Below are 18,254 nucleotides of genomic sequence, written 5' to 3'. Positions count from 1 at the left end.
GCTCAGGCGCTGCCGGCGTCAGGCGGTGCCGTTGCCCTCGTCCGGTGCGCCGTCGGCGAGTCGGCGTTCAAGCTCGGTGATGCGCAGGTCCTGCAGAGCGCTCTCCTCGGCGAGCGTCCGACTCCGCTGCTCGAGTGTGGTCAGTTCCGAACTGTGCTGGATGCTCACGAGGAACAGGACGAGGATGCTCACGAAGAACACGAGGTTCGTCGGGATCTCCACGCCGATCGCGACGGCGACACCGGCGAGCACCTGGGGGAAGACACCGATGATGAGCGCGAGGCAGCCGGCGACGAGCCACCACACGGCGTGGCGCTCGCGCATCCTGCGGCGTCGGAGCATCTCGATGACGACCCCGAGCGTGAACAGGGCGGCGACGATGCCCAGGATGTAGGTGCCGAGGGGCATCATGCGGTCACCACCTCTCCTTGGAGCGCGACCGGCGGTCGGATGAGTGCGAACACGAGCGCGAGGCCGGCGCGCGCCAGGTAGGTCGCGGCTTTGAACGGGTTGTGCGACGGGGTGCCGCCAGCGCGGGGCCGCATGGCCACGGGCACCTGGCGGATGACGCAACCGGCGCGCGCGGCGATCACGAGCGACTCGATCGTGTCACCGAGGTATTCGGCAGGGTAGTGCTCGGCGAAGAGCCGGACCGCCCGAGGTCCCGTCGCGCGGAAACCACTCGTCGTGTCGGTGAGCTTCGTCCGTGCGACGCGGCTGAGGACGCCGGAGAGCACGACCATCGCCCACTTGCGGGGTCCTCGCACCTCGTAGTTGCCCGCACCCGCGAACCGTGCGCCGAGGACGAGGTCGGCGGTCGCCAGTTCATCGAGGAGCTGCAGCACGCCGGCCGGGTCGTGCTGTCCGTCCGAATCGACCTGCACGACGTTGCGGTACCCATGCTCGAGCGCGTACTTGAAGCCGACCCGCATCGCACCGCCGACCCCGAGGTTGAACGGGAGCTCGGCCACGACGGCGCCCGCAGACCTCGCCTGGACGGTCGTGTCGTCGGTCGAGCCGTCGTTCACGACGAGGATCGCGACACCCGGCAGCTTGTCCTGGACCTCACGCACCACGGCGGCGACGGACGCCTCCTCGTTGAGCGCCGGCATGACGATGAGCGTGCGTTCGAGCTGGTGCGGCATGAGGCAATCCTACTCAGGGAGAGCCTGGTCGATCCGTGCGACGGGCTGATCAGACGAAGGTGTGCCGGAGCAGGATGCGCAGTCCCGCGGTGTCGCGGGCGAGCGCCGCCTTCGGGAGTTGCAGGGCCGCGTTCAGCCGCGAGGTGACGTGCGCGCGGGCGACGCGAGAAGCCCGGTTCCAACCGAGTGCCGCCTGTCGGGCGGCCTCCTCGGCGAACACCGTGCGCTCCTGTTGGAAGCGCTTGCCGTCCACGGCGGTGTAGGAGGACACACTCCCGCCGTGTCGGCGATACCGGAAGACCGTGGTGTCGTCGAGCACGAGCGTGCCGCCGCCGCGGAAGATCTCCATCATCAGGGCGAGATCCTGGACCACGTGGAGGTCGGCCCGGAACCCGAAGCGCCGAACCGAATCGACGCGCCAGCACACGGACGGGAAGTACGCCCAGTTGCCGCGGAGCAGGCTGGCCGTGAGTCGCTCGCCGGCGAGCCGGACCGGCTCGGGTGCGGCCGGTCGGAGGATCGCCTTGATCCGGTCGCCCAGTGGTCGGACGACCTGCCCGGCCTCGTCGATCACTTCCACACCGGGCTGGATGAGGTCGACGTCGGGGAATCTCGCCGCGATGGTCGCCATCCGCGCCACGTACTCCGGGAGGAGCTCGTCGTCGCACCCCATGAGGACACACCGTTCCGCGGTCACGAGTTCGATGCAGCGGTCGAAGTTGCCGCTCACCCCGAGGTTCCGTTCGTTGCGGAGGTACACGATGCGATCGTCGCCGAGCGACTGCAGCCACTCGCCCGGCGCCGTGTCCGGATACACGTCATCGACGACGACCAACCGCCAGTCCGGATCGGTCTGCGCGAGCACACTCAGCACCGCCGTGCGGAAGTGGTCGAAGCGGCCGTAGAAAGGCATCATGATGTCGAGCGTCACCCCGGTACGGTAGCAAGCTTCCGGAGCGGGAGGGCCGCCCGAAGGAGACCACGGCCCGGGTAGAGTGGTCTTCCATGACTGAGACATCAGCCCCGGCGGCCCCGGCCACGACAGGCGTCACCACCAAGAAGGCCGTCATCACCGGTATCACCGGCCAGGACGGCAGCTACCTCGCAGAACTCCTGCTGTCGAAGGGGTACGAGGTGCACGGTTTCGTGCGTCGCGCGTCGACCTTCAACACCGGGCGGATCGACCACATCTACGACCCCGAGGCGACCCACGACGGTTCGCCCAGGCTCCAGTTGCACTTCGCCGACCTGGCCGACGGCTCGCGCCTCGCGACACTGCTCGCGGAGATCCAGCCCGACGAGGTGTACAACCTCGCCGCGCAGTCGCACGTACGGGTCAGCTTCGACGAGCCGGAGTACACCGGCGACACGACCGGCATCGGGACGGTCCGGCTCCTCGAGGCCATCCGCCAGATCGGTCTCCACTGCCGCTTCTACCAGGCGTCCAGTTCCGAGATGTTCGGGGCGACGCCGCCGCCGCAGAACGAGGAGACCCCGTTCTACCCGCGTTCGCCCTACGGCGTCGCGAAGGTCTACTCCTACTGGATCACCCGCAACTACCGCGAGGCCTACGGGATGTTCGCGGTCAACGGCATCCTGTTCAACCACGAGTCGCCGCGACGCGGTGGCACCTTCGTGACCCGCAAGATCACCCGCGCCGCCGCGCGCATCGCCGCCGGCCAGCAGGACTTCCTGTACATGGGCAACCTCGACGCCGTCCGCGACTGGGGTTACGCGCCCGACTACGTCGAGGGCATGTGGCGGATGCTGCAGGCCGACGAACCGACCGACTTCGTGCTCGCCACCAACACCGCGTACACCGTCAAGGACTTCCTGCAGTTCTCCTTTGAGCGACTCGACCTCGACTGGGAGAAGTACGTCAAGTTCGACGAGCGCTACCTCCGTCCCACCGAGGTCGACGCGCTCATCGGTGACTACGCGAAGGCCGAGTCCGTCCTCGGCTGGACCCCGAAGGTGCTCCCGCCGCGCCTCGCGCAGATCATGGTCGACTCCGACGTCGCCGAGCTCGAGGCGTCGGGCAAGCCCTACATCGACACCGCGGAGGTCTAGGCGCGGTGCGCGTCCTCCTCACCGGTGGTGCCGGCATGCTCGGTTCGAGCATCGCCGCGGTCTGGCCCACGCTCCGCGCCGCCGACGAGCTGATCGTGGCGACGCGTGCGGACGCCGACCTCACCGATCGAGCCGCCGTCGCAGCCCTTATCGGCCGGACGGCGCCGGACGCGATCGTGCACGCCGCCGCCAAGGTCGCCGGCATCCAGGCGAAGCTGCAGCGTCCCACCGACTTCCTGCTCGACAACCTCCTGATCGACACCTCGGTCATCCGAGGCGCGATCGACGCCGGTGTCCCCGAGCTGCTCTACGTGTCGAGCGCGGCGATCTACCCCGAGGGGCTCCCACAGCCGATCGGTGAGGGCGCTCTCCTCAGCGGCATGCTGGAGGGCGCGAACGAGGGGTATGCGCTCGCGAAGATCGCCGGGACGAAGCTCTGCGAGTACGCGAGTCGGCAGTACGGGTTCGCCTATCGCGCAGCAGTGCCGTCGAACCTCTACGGCCCGGGCGACGACTACACCCACGGTCAGGCGCACCTCATCGCCGCCGCCCTCGGCAAGGTCCACGCCGCCGTGGCGAGCGGCTCCGACGAGGTCGAGGTCTGGGGCGACGGCACCGCCCGACGCGAGTTCACCTACACGCCCGACCTCGCGGCGTGGCTCGTCACGCAGCTCGGCTCACTCGACGCGTGGCCCGTCACGCTCAACCTCGGGCCGGGTGTCGACCACAGCATCACCGAGTACTACGAAGCAGCCGGTCGCGCCGCCGGCTTCACCGGTCGCTTCCGGTACGACGCCACCAAGCCTTCCGGCGTGCACCAGCGCCTGCTCGACTCAGCCGCAGCCCGTGCGCTCGGCTGGAACCCCACCACCCCGCTCGCGGCCGGCGTCGCCGCGAGCTACCACGCCTACCTCGCAGCTCAGGAGCCCCAGACAGCATGACCGACGACACCTTCGACTCCGGTTTCCCCCTCGCGACCTCCTCCTGGGACGCCGCGGAGTACGCCGCCATCCAGCGCGTCGTCGACAGCGGCCGCTTCACCATGGGGCCGCTGGTCGCGCAGTTCGAGCGCGATTTCGCCAGTGCGTTCGGCGCCGGCTTCGGCGTCATGGTCAACTCCGGTTCGAGCGCGAACCTCCTCGCGATCGCCGCTGCCGTCCTCGACGACCGGGTCGACCTGCAGGCGGGGGACGAGGTCCTGGTCCCCGCCGTGTCCTGGGCCACCACCTACTACCCGCTCCAGCAGTACGGCCTCATCCCGAGCTTCGTCGACATCGACGTCGACACCCTCAACATGGACCTGTCGCTCGCCGAGGCCGCCATCACCCCGCGCACCAAGGCGATCTTCGCGGTCAACCTCCTCGGCAACCCGAACGACTTCGCGGCGCTCACGGCACTCGCCGAACGTCACGGTCTCCTCCTGCTGGAGGACAACTGCGAGTCCCTCGGCGCGAAGGACGACGGTCGGTTCGCCGGCACGGTCGGTGCGATGGGGACGTTCAGCGCCTTCTTCTCCCACCACATCTCGACGATGGAGGGCGGGATGATCCTGACGGACGACGAGGCCACGGCGCAGATGCTCATCTCGCTGCGGGCTCACGGCTGGACCCGCGGACTCCCCGAGAAGAACGCCGTCCACGACAAGTCGGGCGACGAGTGGGACGACCTCTTCCGTTTCGTCCTTCCCGGGTACAACGTCCGCCCGCTCGAGATGTCCGGCGCGATCGGCATCGAGCAGATCCAGAAGGTCCCACAGCTCATCGCCGGCCGTCGGGAGAACGCCGTGTACTGGACGGAACGCTTCGCCGACCTCGATTCCGTGCGCATCCAGCGCGAGCAGGGCGAGAGCAGCTGGTTCGGCTTCTCCCTCGTGCTCGAGGGCGCGCTCGCCGGCCGCCGCAAGGAGGTCGTGCAGGCGTTCGCCGCCGCGGGGATCGAGTCACGGCCCATCGTGGCGGGCAACTTCACGAAGAACCCGGTCATGAAGTACCTCGACGCGAAGGTCCCGGCGGAACTCCCCGCCGCCGACAAGATCCACGAGGACGGGCTGTTCGTCGGCAACCACCACTTCCCGGTCCACGCCGGTATCGACCGCGTGTACGACGTGGTGGCCAAACTCTCCTAGGCTGGGTCTGCGCGGCCGCCCCACCGGTCCGCAGCAGCTTCCGTTCCACTGTCCACCTCTTCCCCCAAACCGACGAGGACCGTGCACCGTGACCCAGCCGATCAACGCGCCATCGAACGACGTCCTGACCCTCGACGAGGCGGCCGCGCGGCTCCTCGGCTGCCGGGCGGTGCTGTTCGACCTCGACGGCGTCATCACCCCGACCGCCGAGATCCATATGCACGCCTGGGCGAAGCTCTTCACCGACGAGCTCCTCGCCCACGGGATCACCGAGCCGTACACCGACGCCGACTACTTCCAGTACATCGACGGCAAGCCGCGGTACGACGGGGTGCGCGCGATGCTCGCGTCACGCGGCATCACGCTCCCTGAGGGTTCACCGACCGACGCGCCTGAGCTGGAGACCGTGTGCGGTCTCGGCAACCGGAAGAACTCGGTGTTCACGGCCGTCCTGGAAGCGGACGGCATCGCCGCGTACCCGGGATCGTTGACCTTCCTCGACACGGTCGAGCAGGCAGGGCTCGAGGTCGCCGTGGTGTCGAGTTCCAAGAACGCCGAGGTCGTCCTCCGAGCGGCAGGGCTCCGTGAGCGGTTCCCGGTCGTGATGGACGGCGTCGTCGCTGCGCGCGAGGGGATCGCCGGCAAGCCCGCACCGGACACCTACGTCGAGGCCGGTCGCCTGCTCGGCTACGCTCCGTCGGAGTGCGTCGTCGTCGAGGACGCGCACTCCGGGGTCGAGGCCGGCCGCCGCGGCGACTTCGGTCTCGTGCTCGGCGTCGACCGCGGTATCGGACACCAGGCGCTCATCGATGCGGGTGCGGACATCGTGGTCGATGACCTCGCCGAGCTCGTCGACCCACTGCGGTCGGCCTCGCGAACAGCCGGGCCGGACGCGCCGGCCGACTCACAGACCCCCACGGCACCCCACGACTTCTCCGAGGACCAGGCATGAACCACATCACCAGCGACCCGCTCGACCGTCACCGGTTCCCGCTCGACGACTGGGCGCTCGTCGAGACGCACGTCGACGCGGACGACGAGGGCACGACCGAGACCCTGTTCGCGCTCGGCAACGGCTACCTCGGGTTCCGCGGCAACGTCGAGGAGGGCCGCGACGGCCACGTCCACGGCACGTTCATCAACGGGTTCCACGAGACCTGGCCGATCCGTCACGCCGAGGAGGCGTTCGGCTTCGCGCGCGTCGGCCAGACGATCGTCAACGCGCCCGACACGAAGGTCGTCCGCCTCTATGTCGACGACGAGCCGCTGATCCTCAACGACGCCGACCTCCTGAGCTTCGAACGTCGCCTCGACTTCAAGACCGGTGTCCTCAGCCGCGAACTCGAATGGCGGACGCCCTCCGGGAAGCGGGTCCACATCCGTTCCCGTCGCATGGTGTCCTTCACCGACCGCCACCTCGCGGTCCTCGACTACGAGGTCACGTTGCTCGACGCGGACGCGTCGCTCGTGCTCTCCAGTCAGATCATCAACCGCCAGGACCGTCAGGATGACTACCTGACGAACGCACCCGAGCCGGGGATGGGCGACCCGCGCAAGGCGGAGTCCCTCACCGAGCGGGTGCTGCAGCCTCGCTACAAGCTCATCGACGGTCCACGAGCGATGCTCGGGTACCAGACGACGAACTCCGGCATGACGATCGTCGCCGGCGCCGACCACACGATCGAGACCGAGAACGAGTACGAGGTCTCGACGCACATCGAGTCCGACCTCGCGAAGCACGTGTTCACGATCCGCGGTCGCGCGGGCGTGCCCACGAAGCTCACCAAGATCATCAGCTACCACACCTCGAACGCCGTCCCGCCGAAGGAACTCGCCGACCGCTGCGCCCGCACGCTCGACCGTTCCGCCGAGAACGGCATCGAATCGGCGATCCGCAACCAGGAGCTGTGGCTGGAGGACTTCTGGGCGCGCTCCGATGTCGAGGTCCACGGACAGCCTGCCATCCAGCAGGCGACGCGCTGGAACCTCTTCCAGCTGGCGCAGGCGTCCGCACGCACGGACGGCGGCGGTGTCGCGGCGAAGGGTGTGTCCGGGTCCGGGTACGGTGGCCACTACTTCTGGGACACCGAGGTCTACGTCCTCCCGTTCCTCAGCTACACGGCGCCGCTCGTCGCACGGAACGCCCTCCGGTTCCGCCAGAACATGCTCGACGCCGCCCGCTCCCGCGCGACCGAGCTCAACCAGCACGGCGCCCTGTTCCCGTGGCGCACGATCAACGGGCTCGAGTCGTCGGCGTACTACGCGGCCGGCACGGCGCAGTACCACATCGACGCCGACATCTCCTACGCGCTACGGCAGTACGTCGCGGCGACGGGGGACGAGGACTTCCTCGCCCGCGGAGCCGTCGACATCTTCGTCGAGACGGCCCGCATGTGGGCCGACCTGGGCTTCTGGCGCGCGAACGGCAAGGACTCGTTCCACATCTACGGGGTCACGGGGCCCGACGAGTACACCACCGTCGTGAACGACAACCTCTATACGAACGTCATGGCACGGGCGAACCTGCTGTCGGCCGTCGAGGCCGTGGAGCGCCTCCGCGAGGACGACCCGGCCTCCTTCGAGCGCTTGGTCACGCGGCTGTCGCTCGACGACGCGGAGGTCCGCGAGTGGCAGCGCGCCGCCGAGCACATGCACATCCCCTTCGACAAGCGGCTCGGCATCCACCCACAGGACGCCCAGTTCCTCGAAAAGGAGTTGTGGGACCTCGATCACACGCCTCCGGAGCACCTTCCGCTCCTCCTGCACTTCCACCCGCTCGTCATCTACCGCTTCCAGGTGCTCAAGCAGGCGGACGTCGTGCTGGCACTGCTCCTGCAGGGCGACCACTTCACCGACGAGGAGAAGCTCGCCGACTTCGACTACTACGACCCGCTGACGACGGGCGACTCGACCCTGTCGGCGGTCGTGCAGTCGATCATCGCCGCCGAGGTCGGGTACCAGCGGCTCGCGCTCAAGTACTTCTGGTCAGCACTGTTCGTCGACCTCGCGAACCTGCACCGCAACACCCCTGACGGTGTGCACGTCGCCTCCACCGGCGGCGTGTGGAGTGCGCTCGTGCTCGGCTTCGCGGGCATGCGCGACCACGGCGGCGTGATCTCTTTCTCGCCGCGCCTGCCGGTCGACTGGCAGGGCATCACCTTCCGACTCACGGTCAAGGGCACGCGGGTGCGTATCTCCGTCCGGCGCACCGAGATGCGGTTCACCGTCGAAGAGGGCGATTCCGCGTCGTTCGTCGTCGGCGGCGGTAACGTGCTCGTCGAGGCAGGGACGACGGTCACCGTTCCGCTCGACAACCAGGGTCCGCACCTCGTCGGCGAGCCGAGCGCGAGCGACATCGAGGGCAGCCGCCGCGCCGACGGCTCGCTCATCACGGTGTCGATGCCGACGATCGCGCTCGGCCCGGCCGACACCGAGTCGATCCCGGTCATCCAGCCGCAGTCGGAGTAGCGCGACGCGGCTGGATGGCGGTCGCTCGCCATCCAGCCGCGTCGCGTCAGGCGAGTGTGGTCCGGAAGGTCTCGAGTGTGCGTGTCGCCACGCGTTCCCAGGAGAACTGCTTGGCGCGCTCCCTGCCCTGTTCGGTGAGTTCTGCCATCCGTGCGGGGTCGCTAACCGCCGTCGTCATGGCGTTGGCGATCGACTCCAAGGAGTGCGGGTCGAAGTACTCGGCCGCATCGCCCGCGACCTCCCGGTACACGGGGATGTCGGAGATGAGCACAGGGAGCCCGGCCATCATGGCCTCGAGTGCCGGCAGGCTGAAACCGTCGTGGAAGGACGGCATGGCGAGCGCGGTCGCCGTCTCGTAGAGGTGGCCGAGTTCCTCGCTGCTCAACCACGATCGCAGTTCGACCCAGTCGTGCATGCCGACCTCGTCGACGACGGCGCGCAGCGGGTCCTCCCCGTGGCTGCCGGTGATGACCACCCGAGGACGGATCGCCTCGTCCACGAGCGGCAACGCCCTGATGAGACCAGCCCAGTTCTTGTGCGGGCGCCGGTTGCCCGTCGCCAGGATGAAGGGGTGCTCCGTGTCCGGTCGTCGTTCGCCCATCGGCAGGGCGGTGCCGGCGAGGGGGATGAGGTCGATGCGGTCCGCCGGGAAGCCGAGGTAGGTGATGATCTCGCGCCGGGACACCTCACTGATGGTGATCATCCGGCTGGCGTTCCGTGCACCCAGGCGCTCCATGAACTTCACGGGTTCGGTGAACGCCGGGGTGCTCATCATCTGGGGCTGGCTCCAGTAGAGCATGTCGTGCATGGAGATCACGGTGGGCATGCTGCTCCGGGCGGGACCGAGCAGAGCCGGGCAGTGCAACAGATCCGCACGGTGACGCTTGGCGATGCGACCGATCGACCAGAGCTCGCCGATCGCCCACCGGAAGCGGTTCTCTCCGCTGATACCGGTGTCGATCATGTCCCCGGGGAACCAGGAACGGTCGAGCTGATATCCCTCCTTGCTGGCGAGTCCGACGAACTCGAACTCACTGCCGAGGCGGCCGATCTCGCGGTACAGCTCGCGGGCGTAGGTCTCCATACCGCCTTTCGTTCCGGTGTACGAGAGGAGGTCGACGGCTACGCGGGGCATAAGGCACGAGGATACCAGTGGGGCGGTCGGGATAGGCTGGTCCGCGGTCCATGAGCGGTGAGGGGCGGGTCCATGCCAGCAACAGCAGCAGTCGACGGACGCGTCTCCGTCGCCCTGTGCACCTACAACGGCGCCGTGTTCCTCGAAGAGCAGTTGGCCAGCATGCTCGCGCAGACCGTGCTCCCTGGGCAGATCGTGGTCAGCGACGACGGTTCGACTGATGGGACATCCGCCATCGTCGAACGCTTCGCCGCTGAGTCGTCCGTCCCGGTCCGCCTCCTCCGGAATCCGCGTCCACTCGGCGTGACGAAGAACTTCGAGGGGGCGATCCGCGCGACCACGGGGAGCCTCATCGTCCTCTCCGATCAGGACGACGTCTGGCGGCCTGACCGCGTCGAGCGTGCGTCGGCCGCCTTCGACGCGCGTCCGGAGCTCCAGATGGTGTGCTCCGACGCCCGTCTCGTCGGAGCCGACGGGGCGTCCCTCGGCACCACGCTCTTCGCGTCGCTGTCGATCGGCCCGCACGAACGAGACGGGATCCGGGCTGGCGACGCTTTCGGCGTGCTGTTGCGGCGCAATCTGGTCACCGGTGCGACCGCGATGCTCCGACGAGAGGTCTTCGACGCGGCCGTGCCGTTCCCGGCTCCATGGGTCCACGACGAGTGGTTGGCGATCGTCGCCGCATCGCGCGGACCCATCGAGCTGCTGGACGAACCGCTCGTCGACTACCGTCAGCACGGCGCGAACCAGATCGGGATCGTCGAGCCGACGCTGGCGTACAAGATCTCGAGACTGATGCAGCCGGGGCGTCAGCGCAATCGCGACATCGCGGATCGCGTCGCCGGACTCGCTTCCTGGCTCGACACCCTTGAGCCGGCGCCACTCGCCGATCGCTCGGCCGTCGACGCCAAATCGGCCTTCGAGCGGTTCCGGGCCGATCTCCCTCCGGCCCGATGGCGAAGGATCCTCCCTGTCCTGTTGCGTGCTCCCCGCGGCGAGTACCAGCGCTACGCGAGCCAGGGGGCCCTGGACATCGTCAGGGATCTGCTGCAGCCGGCCTAACCTCGGGTCAGATGCCACAGGGCCGCGCCGGCCACGACGACGCCGAGCGCGAGGAGGCCGCCCCGCCACGGCGCCCGATGACGCGCGGCGAGGAGGAGCAGTGCCATCACGACGAGCTCCCGGGCGTTCACGAGCCAGGCCGCGAACTGCAGGTCGTTGAGGGCGACGACGCCGACCGGGAGGGACAGCAGCACACCGACCGCCTTGATGGGACTCGCCCAGCGCATCCGGCTCTCGGCCTGGAGGACTGCCGTGACCGACCAGGCGACGACCGAGGGGGCGACCGACAGCGTGAGGACTGGGACGAGTGCCAGGGCGGGGTCCCAGTCGTCTGCGAGGAAGGGGCCCACGACCAGCTCAGCCCCGATGCTCGTCGCCATGGCGGCCACGACCGCCAGGACCAGGGATCGTCGAAGCGAAGCCTCCGTGAGCGCGACGATCTCGGACCCTCGGCCGTCACGTGCCGCTTCGGCAAGGACCGGCCGGAGGACGTTGATCGCAGCCAGCGCCGCCGCGTCGCCGATGCTCCGCGACAGCGACATGGCGAACGCGTACTGGCCCAGACGTGCCCCGCCGGCGAGAGCCCCGATCGAGAGGCGGTCGGTCTGTCCCTGTCCCCAGCCGAGCAGCGAGAACAGTGCCGTGTGGAGGTAGTCGCCCAGGACGTTCACGGTCGGTTCGCGGGAATGCGCGTCGGCGGCGGACGCGCGGGGGAGTCGCGCTGCGCGTCGCCGGTTGAGCAGGGCGAACCCCGCCTCCGCGAGCATCGCCTGCAGGGCGCTGGCGAGCAGCGATCCCGTCGCCAGGAGGGTCGGCACGCTGCAGAGCAGGGAGGCTGTCGACGACCACGCCTGATGCGATGCGATCTCCTTCCATCTCCCGGCTCGCTGCAGGCGGACCAGGGCGTCGGTGCCCACTGCTGATGCCGCCGGGACGAGGACGAACGGCGTGAGGGTGATCGCCTGCCATCGGTCCGGCCCGCCAGACGTCAGCAGCAGGGCTCCGACGGTCGCTGCGAGCACGGCGCCTCCGATCAGGGCGGACCAGACCCGGAACCGGTGGACGAACCGGTCCCCGGCCTCGGTGCCACCGTGGACGACGGCGGTCTGCCGGGCGGCCGTATCGCCGACGGTCTGGACGAGCGTGAGGGCGAGGACCATCCACGCGTACATGCCGACGAGGGACGGCGTGAGCCGGGCCGCGAGGACGAGCATGATGAGCGCCGACGCCACCCGGGGCAGGATCCGCTCGAGGATCGCCCAGGCGAGATGGATCATCGGCCGTTCACAGATAGCACGTGCCTCGGCGCACGCTCTCCCGGAGGCGTCCGATCCTGCCAGCCAACCGTTCGACGGCGAACCGTCTGCGGAGCGACCGGTGACCGCTCGTGACGATGATCAACAGGCACGCCGTGACCGAGAGGACCGCACGGATCGGCGATGATCGCGGCATCCCCGAGGAGCGGTGCCGGACATACAGATGGGTGACCCCGCGGCCGTAGTTGATGTGCTGCCGTATCACCTGTCGGAGATCGGCGCGGAGCGCGTACGTCACGACAGCGTCGGGCACGAGTACCGTCGTTGCTCCGGTCAGCGCGGCTCGCCAGAAGAAGTCCGTGTCGTCACCGCCGTCGCGGAACGTCTCGTCGAACCCACCGACACGTTCGTACACCTCCCTCGTGAACCCGCAGTTCGCACCGAACGGGCTCGCGAGATCCCAGCCGACGAACAGGAGCTCTCGCTGTCGCATGATGACGGTGCCGTCTGGCAGGGTGCGATCCAGCCCGCCACCGACGCACTCGGCGCCGGCTTCGAACGCGGCATGGTGCGCTGCCAGCCAGCCCTCGTGGACGATGTCGTCGGCGTCGCACAGCAGGATCCGGTCACCCCGTCCTGCTTCTACCCCTCGGTTTCGAGCGTGGTTGATGCCGGTCCGCGCGGAGGCGTCGATGAGACGCACACGGTCGTCGTTGCGGGCGACGGAACGGATGAGGTCGGCGGTCCCGTCGGTGGAGCCGTTGTCCGCGACGAGCACCTCGAGGTCGATCGAGGCATCCTGCTTCAGGACGGCGTTCAGCTGCGCGTTCAGTGTCGCTGCCCCGTCACGGCAGGGGATGACGATCGTGTACACGGGGGCCTTTCATGGGTGGAGAGGGGCGAAGTCCGTCGGGTGTCACGGGGTCCGTCGGAATGCTGACGGGATCGGGAACCGTTCGACGGTCGATGCGGCGGGACCGACGACGAGGGACCCTGGAGCGACGGACCGAGTGACGATGGCTCCGGTCCCGATCACGGACCCCCGTCCGATCGTCACGCCCGCCAATACGGTGACCCCGGCGGCCAGCCAGACGTCGTCCTCGATGACCACCGGCTCGACCTTGACGGGCTGCCCGGGCCGCACCGGATGGAAGTTCGTGTCGTAGATCCGCGCACCGTCTCCGATCGAGACGCGGTCGCCGATCACGATCGACTGCTCGGCGTGGATGCACGACCCCTGGTTGATGAAGACCCGGTCTCCGAGGACGAGCGAGCCGCCTGGGCCGGTGGATATCGACGAGCGCTGCGTGGTCGAGCGGAGCTTGAGGCGCACGCCCGCACGAAAGGTTCCGGGGATCACGAGGACGGGCGCGCGCCCTTCGAAGATCGCGAGGCGCGGACTCACACCGGCGCGGATCCACAGCAGAATGCCGGCACGGATGAGGCCCGAGGCGTTCACGGACAGTTTGCGGAGATGCAGGAGGGTTCGGCGCAGTGCTTTCGGCACGGGGTCCTTCGAATCGGCGGAGTTTGGAGTTCACTGGGTCGACCAGTATATTACAGATGCTCTTCGGTGATATTTCTCATGACAGAGCGAGACGTTCCGACAACCGAGTCCGTGAAGGCGTGCCATGACGACCGTGCTCCACGTCACCGACTGTTATGCGGGTGGCATCCCCGTGGCGATCGAGGCGTACGTGCGGAATTCACCGCCGGGTGTCGAACACCACCTGCTCGCGCAGATCCCGGACGGTGCCCCCGTCGACGACACGCTGTCCGACTGCTTCGCGTCCGTGACCGCCCTCGGACGGCGACCGCTCGCTGCCGTGCGAGCGATCCGCCGTGTGCGCCGTCGGACCGCGGCCGACATCGTGCACGCCCACTCGAGCTTCGCCGGCGCGTACGCCCGCGTGGCCCTGCGCAGTTCGCCGCGGACCCGCATCGTCTACACCCCGCACTGCTACGCGTTCGAGCGCGCCGACCTCTCGGTCTGGAGCCGCGGTACCTTCCGGGCCGTGGAGTGGCTGCTCTCGTTCAACGTCGAGACCATCGCCGCCTGTTCCGAGGGCGAGGCCGCAGCTGCGGAACGGCGCGGGCCCCTCCGACCGCGCGTCGTCCACGTGCCGAACGTGGTCGCGGTTCCGCTGTGCGATGCCCGCCGAGACGGCCTGGAGCGGCACCGGCCGCTGCTGGTCGCGAGCCTCGGGCGGATCGCTCCGCAGAAGGACCCGATGCGGTTCGCCGACGCCGCGGCGTCGATCCGTGCGCGAGGGATCGAGGTGGTCCCGGTCTGGATGGGTGGTGGCGCGGACGACGACGTCACCCGGTTGGAGGCCTCCGGTGTACACGTCACCGGGTGGATTCCGCACGCCGAGGTGGGCAGGCGGCTCGCGCAGAGCGACGTCTACCTCCATACCGCCGCCTGGGAGGGGTTCCCGCTCGCCGTCCTGGAGGCGGTGCAGGCTGGTGTCCCGACGCTCGTCCGCCCGATCGCCGCATTCGGGACGCTCCCGGAGGTCCTCACGCTCGACGGTGGTCTCGAGGCGCTCATCGCCAGCAGGCTGGCCGGACCCCGGGCCTTCGCCGCGTGGGCCGACACGAACGTCGCCCGCTGGTCGGATCGCCTTCGGGGCCACACGCCCGCCCATCAGCGGACGGCGCTCGCCGAGGCCTACCGGGTACCGCAGGTGGCCTGATGCGGGTCGCCGTGGTGCAGTGGGGCCGCACCGGTGCGGGCCCGCTCTTCGCCCAGGAACTGGCTCAGGCGCTTCAGGAGGACGGCTGCGATGTCGTCGTGTCCTATTCCCTCGACGCCGAGGTGGCCGACCGGTTCGTGGCACTCGGTGTGCCGCACTTCCCGATCCGCACGTATCGCGACAAGCGCGGCGCGGTGCTCGGTCTCCCGCGTCTGCTCTGGGCGGCGTTCCGGCTCGACCGGTTCCTCCGGCGGCATCGCATCGACGTCGTCGTCATCGCCATGGAGCAGCTCTGGCAGGGAGTGGTCGCGCCCGTGTTCCGCTTCGGCGGTCGTCGGAGCCTGCTCTGCGTCCATGACGCGACGATGCACCCCGGGGACTTCTCGCAGCTTGAACACCTCCTGCGTCGCGCCGAGCGTCGGTCGGCGGACGGAGCAATCGTGTTCTCCGCGCCGGTCGCCGATGCACTCACGTCCCGTGGTGAGTTCCGCGCGGACCGCGTCCACGAGACCGTCCACGCCGCGTACCGTGTCGAAGCGGGCCGTGCCGTGGTCCGGTCGACGTACCGGGAGGGTGTTCCGGTCGTCGGATGCTTCGGTCGGCTGTCTGCGTACAAGGGGCTCGGTCTCGGGGTGGAGGCGATCACCGAACTGCGACGTCGCGGGATCCGGGTCCGATTGCGGGTCGTCGGGTCCGGGACCGACGACGCTCTCGACCTCCTCCGACACGAGGACGACGAGCTCGAGAACCGCTGGGTCGGTCAGGAGGAGATCGCACAGGTGATCTGCGGGTTCGACATCGCCCTGTTGCCGTACACCGAGGCCAGTCAGTCCGGCGTGCTCGCCTACGCGATGGCGCTCGGGGTGCCGTCCGTCGTGACGCCGGTCGGCGGACTCGCCGAGCAGGCGATCGCGTCAGGATCGGGCATCGTGGCCACGGCGGTGACGTCGACGGCGCTCGCCGACGCGCTGGAGGAGATCCTTGCCGACGCCGGTCGCTACCAGACGCTCTCCGCGGCGGGTGTGCTTGCTGCAGCGGGTCCGTTCTCGTGGGCGCGCGTCGCAGCGGACGTGCGCGTCGCCGCAGCATCCGTCGTGTCCGTACGTCGCTGATGCGCGCGGGACGCAGCGGAGATCGGCCTCCGCGGGACCGGGGGTGCCGTCGCTCCGGGGCGCAGAGACAGGAGGAGGCACACCGCGACGATCAGCATCGGCGTGAGATGCCGGAGGAACGAGCCGTAGTCCGGCTCGAAGATCGACTGCACGATCAGGAAGGCGAGGATCGCCGCGAACAAGCGGTTCTGGAACGCTGTGAGGATCGGAGCGCCGCGGGGTGCTCGGAGCCTCGCCGACCGGATCGAGGTGATGAGCGATCCCCAGACGGCGAGGAGGACGAGCGCCACGATGAGGTAGATCGCCCCGCCGCGGAGCATCAGCGGGATCGGGATGATGAACGAGGCGAAGGTGAGGGCACTGTTGACGAACCCGGACACGGGGCCGGCACCGGGGAAGAACTGCACGATCAGGGTGTTGACCGATTCCGCGCTTCGGTGCTCGTTCACCGTGAGACGGTAGTGGTCGAGGTCGACGCCGACGACCAGTGGGAAGACGACGGAGAGCCCGGCGTACAGCACGAGGATGACCGCCAGCGTGGCTGTCCAGCTGCGCCGCGCCCGCAGGGCGAGACGGAGCGTCAGGTAGAGGCCGGCCACGAGGAACCAGTACGTGCGGAACCCCTGGGCGTAGAGCAGCATCGCAGCCACCGGCATCAGCTCGGCCGACAGGCCTCGTCCACGGTGGGCGATGAGCGCGAGTACCGCGCACACGGTCAGCAGGTCCTTCGTGTACGCGCCGTGGTAGATGGCGGCGAGCGCGACGCAACTGATGATGATGGCCCAGTCCACCCACTCGACCGTCGTCGTCGGGGTGCGGGAGATCGCCACCGTCAGGACGAGCAGGTAGCTCGCGACACCGACGAGGGCGGCGAGTGTCGGCAGCTCGGCCAGACCCATCCGGCGGTAGACCGCGGCGATGAGCTGGAACGACGAGTCGGCCTCGGTGAACGTCCCCCGATTCACGCTGATGATCGTGCCCTCGTCGTTCGCGAAGTGCCCGGGCAGTCCTGGTTGCTCGGCTGCCACCCAGGCGAGCGCGAGGAGCGAGGCGATCAGGAGGAGCGAACCGCCGACGAGCGGGCGGTCGTGTTCCCGCCCGCCGATACCGGGCGTCCGTCGTGTGAGTTGCCGGCGGCACGCGGCACGGTGGGCGCCGGCCTCCGCGCGGGCCCTGGCCGCGTCCCGACGCGTCAGGTGCGCGAAAGGCTGCCCGGAGGTCACGGACGGATCGTGTGCTCGAAGCGCAACCTCGGCTGGAGGTCGCCGAACCAGGTCTCCGCATAGTTGGACAGCTTGCCGTTGTTGTTGTCGAGCGCGACGACCCGGCGGCCCATCTGCAGCCCGATGAGCATGGCGTGGAGGCGATCGGTGACGACCTCCTCGCCGCGGGCGATCAGCCGCACGGCGGCGTCGAATCGACGTTCGGCTCGCCGCATCCACGCGGCATGATCGCGCTCCATGAGCGGTTTCAACACCGGGTGCTTCGCCGCCCGCCAGCCGAGCCACTCGTGCGCCCGGAGGTCCAGGGGGTCGGCCGGCCAGTCGGCGCTCTCGGAGCCCACGAGCCCACCCGCGCTCTCGCCGTCCGTCCGGGCGATGACGATGCGCCGCTGGGTCGGTTCGGGGGCGCTGATCGGGCCGAGGAGGTGCACCGCGTCCGGCGAGAGGCTGAGGTCCTCGACCTCGTCGCGGAGGAGGTCGTAGGAGGTCTGGTCGCGGACGGCGACCCGCAGGTTGAGCCGGGCGGCGAACCGTCGGGAGAACGCCCGGCGGTCCGCATCCGTGGGGAAGACGACCGACTGCGGTGCCTGGATGAGCAAGGTGTCGGCTGGGAGGCGCTCCGCGAGTTCGTAGCGAGCCTCGCTCAGCACCGGGTAGAGGCCTCCGAGGTTGCCGCCGCCCTGGATGAGGACCGGGATCGACGCGTCCCGGACCCGCTCGGGCATGCTGCCCGCGCTCGAGGTCGTGCGCACGTCGATGCCGTGTGCGCGCCAGAACCTGGCCTGTCCGAGGGAGATGGCTGAATCGCCCGAGTTCCGGTGATCGGGGAACTGGGTGTAGTGGAGTTCGGTGACGCCGCGATGCAGCTCGACGAAGGAGGTCTCGGCGCGCCGTCGCATGGTCTCGAGGTAGGGCATGGGTGCTCCGTCCGGATCGACACCGAGCGTTGCGCTGGAATCGGA

Annotated in this window: 17 protein-coding genes; 8 read left to right on the top strand and 9 right to left on the bottom strand. The window is 69.1% G+C overall.

From position 1 onward, the window contains the following. Window positions 1-18 precede the first annotated feature (18 nt). From BIU99_RS18600 to BIU99_RS18590, 3 genes are read right to left on the bottom strand one after another with little or no spacing between them, the layout of a single operon-like run. Entirely contained in the window at window positions 19-408 is a 390-nt protein-coding gene (locus tag BIU99_RS18600) for a DUF2304 domain-containing protein (protein WP_071262564.1), read from the bottom strand. Then, window positions 408-1,145, bottom strand: a complete 738-nt coding sequence (locus BIU99_RS18595; protein ID WP_064295202.1) for a glycosyltransferase family 2 protein — start codon at window positions 1,143-1,145, stop codon at window positions 408-410. The genes BIU99_RS18600 and BIU99_RS18595 overlap by 1 nt, the downstream gene beginning before the upstream one ends. A gap of 49 nt (window positions 1,146-1,194) precedes the next feature. Further along, a complete protein-coding gene (locus tag BIU99_RS18590; protein ID WP_064295203.1) occupies window positions 1,195-2,076 on the bottom strand; it encodes a glycosyltransferase in 882 nt (293 codons plus the stop codon). Between the two features lie 74 nt (window positions 2,077-2,150). Here BIU99_RS18590 and gmd point away from each other — a divergent pair, with 74 nt between their 5' ends. The 5 genes from gmd to BIU99_RS18565 all read left to right on the top strand — a co-directional run bounded on the left by gmd (window position 2,151) and on the right by BIU99_RS18565 (window position 8,808). After that, a complete protein-coding gene (gmd, locus tag BIU99_RS18585) occupies window positions 2,151-3,215 on the top strand; it encodes a GDP-mannose 4,6-dehydratase (RefSeq protein WP_064295204.1) in 1,065 nt (354 codons plus the stop codon). 5 nt (window positions 3,216-3,220) lie between these two features. After that, window positions 3,221-4,156 (top strand): NAD-dependent epimerase/dehydratase family protein, encoded by a 936-nt coding sequence (locus BIU99_RS18580; RefSeq protein ID WP_083397466.1) that lies wholly within the window; start codon window positions 3,221-3,223, stop codon window positions 4,154-4,156. Then, window positions 4,153-5,340, top strand: a complete 1,188-nt coding sequence (locus BIU99_RS18575; RefSeq protein WP_064295205.1) for a DegT/DnrJ/EryC1/StrS aminotransferase family protein — start codon at window positions 4,153-4,155, stop codon at window positions 5,338-5,340. Before BIU99_RS18580 ends, BIU99_RS18575 begins: the two co-directional genes overlap by 4 nt. A 124-nt stretch (window positions 5,341-5,464) precedes the next feature. Further along, window positions 5,465-6,292, top strand: coding sequence for a beta-phosphoglucomutase family hydrolase (locus BIU99_RS18570; RefSeq protein ID WP_082916052.1), 828 nt, complete (start codon window positions 5,465-5,467; stop codon window positions 6,290-6,292). After that, window positions 6,289-8,808: a glycoside hydrolase family 65 protein gene (locus tag BIU99_RS18565; RefSeq protein WP_071262501.1), complete on the top strand. Its 2,520-nt coding sequence runs from the start codon at window positions 6,289-6,291 to the stop codon at window positions 8,806-8,808. The genes BIU99_RS18570 and BIU99_RS18565 overlap by 4 nt, the downstream gene beginning before the upstream one ends. 46 nt (window positions 8,809-8,854) lie before the next feature. Here BIU99_RS18565 and BIU99_RS18560 read toward each other — a convergent pair whose 3' ends face one another. Further along, window positions 8,855-9,943: a glycosyltransferase family 1 protein gene (locus BIU99_RS18560; protein ID WP_083397465.1), complete on the bottom strand. Its 1,089-nt coding sequence runs from the start codon at window positions 9,941-9,943 to the stop codon at window positions 8,855-8,857. 72 nt (window positions 9,944-10,015) lie between these two features. Here BIU99_RS18560 and BIU99_RS18555 point away from each other — a divergent pair, with 72 nt between their 5' ends. Beyond that, the gene (locus BIU99_RS18555) at window positions 10,016-11,005 is read left to right on the top strand and encodes a glycosyltransferase family 2 protein (RefSeq protein WP_071262499.1); all 990 of its coding nucleotides are present in this window, start codon (window positions 10,016-10,018) and stop codon (window positions 11,003-11,005) included. On the opposite strand, the gene BIU99_RS18550 is transcribed toward BIU99_RS18555, so the two are convergent. From BIU99_RS18550 to BIU99_RS18540, 3 genes are read right to left on the bottom strand one after another with little or no spacing between them, the layout of a single operon-like run. Next, entirely contained in the window at window positions 11,002-12,282 is a 1,281-nt protein-coding gene (locus BIU99_RS18550) for a lipopolysaccharide biosynthesis protein (protein ID WP_071262498.1), read from the bottom strand. The two genes, BIU99_RS18555 and BIU99_RS18550, sit on opposite strands and share 4 nt — an antisense overlap. A 7-nt stretch (window positions 12,283-12,289) precedes the next feature. Beyond that, window positions 12,290-13,135 carry a glycosyltransferase family 2 protein gene (locus tag BIU99_RS18545; RefSeq protein WP_071262497.1) on the bottom strand — a complete coding sequence of 282 codons (846 nt, stop codon included), beginning with the start codon at window positions 13,133-13,135 and terminating at the stop codon, window positions 12,290-12,292. A gap of 42 nt (window positions 13,136-13,177) precedes the next feature. Beyond that, window positions 13,178-13,768 (bottom strand): acyltransferase, encoded by a 591-nt coding sequence (locus tag BIU99_RS18540; protein WP_071262496.1) that lies wholly within the window; start codon window positions 13,766-13,768, stop codon window positions 13,178-13,180. Between the two features lie 124 nt (window positions 13,769-13,892). On the opposite strand from BIU99_RS18540, the gene BIU99_RS18535 reads away from it, so the two are divergent. Both BIU99_RS18535 and BIU99_RS19550 read left to right on the top strand, forming a co-directional pair. Beyond that, window positions 13,893-14,957, top strand: coding sequence for a glycosyltransferase family 4 protein (locus BIU99_RS18535; protein ID WP_071262495.1), 1,065 nt, complete (start codon window positions 13,893-13,895; stop codon window positions 14,955-14,957). Continuing rightward, window positions 14,957-16,069, top strand: coding sequence for a glycosyltransferase family 4 protein (locus BIU99_RS19550; protein ID WP_083397464.1), 1,113 nt, complete (start codon window positions 14,957-14,959; stop codon window positions 16,067-16,069). Before BIU99_RS18535 ends, BIU99_RS19550 begins: the two co-directional genes overlap by 1 nt. On the opposite strand, the gene BIU99_RS19820 is transcribed toward BIU99_RS19550, so the two are convergent. Together BIU99_RS19820 and BIU99_RS18520 are read right to left on the bottom strand one after the other, a co-directional pair. Further along, window positions 15,955-17,292, bottom strand: coding sequence for a hypothetical protein (locus tag BIU99_RS19820; RefSeq protein WP_071262493.1), 1,338 nt, complete (start codon window positions 17,290-17,292; stop codon window positions 15,955-15,957). The two genes, BIU99_RS19550 and BIU99_RS19820, sit on opposite strands and share 115 nt — an antisense overlap. After that, window positions 17,289-18,209, bottom strand: coding sequence for a polysaccharide pyruvyl transferase family protein (locus tag BIU99_RS18520; RefSeq protein ID WP_071262492.1), 921 nt, complete (start codon window positions 18,207-18,209; stop codon window positions 17,289-17,291). Before BIU99_RS18520 ends, BIU99_RS19820 begins: the two co-directional genes overlap by 4 nt. Window positions 18,210-18,254: the final 45 nt, after the last annotated feature.

Source organism: Plantibacter sp. MMLR14_011 (assembly GCF_001865025.1).
GTDB classification, from domain to species: Bacteria; Actinomycetota; Actinomycetes; order Actinomycetales; family Microbacteriaceae; genus Plantibacter; species Plantibacter flavus_A.
Note: the sequence above shows the minus strand (reverse complement) of the source record. Positions and strands in the feature narration are given on the sequence as shown.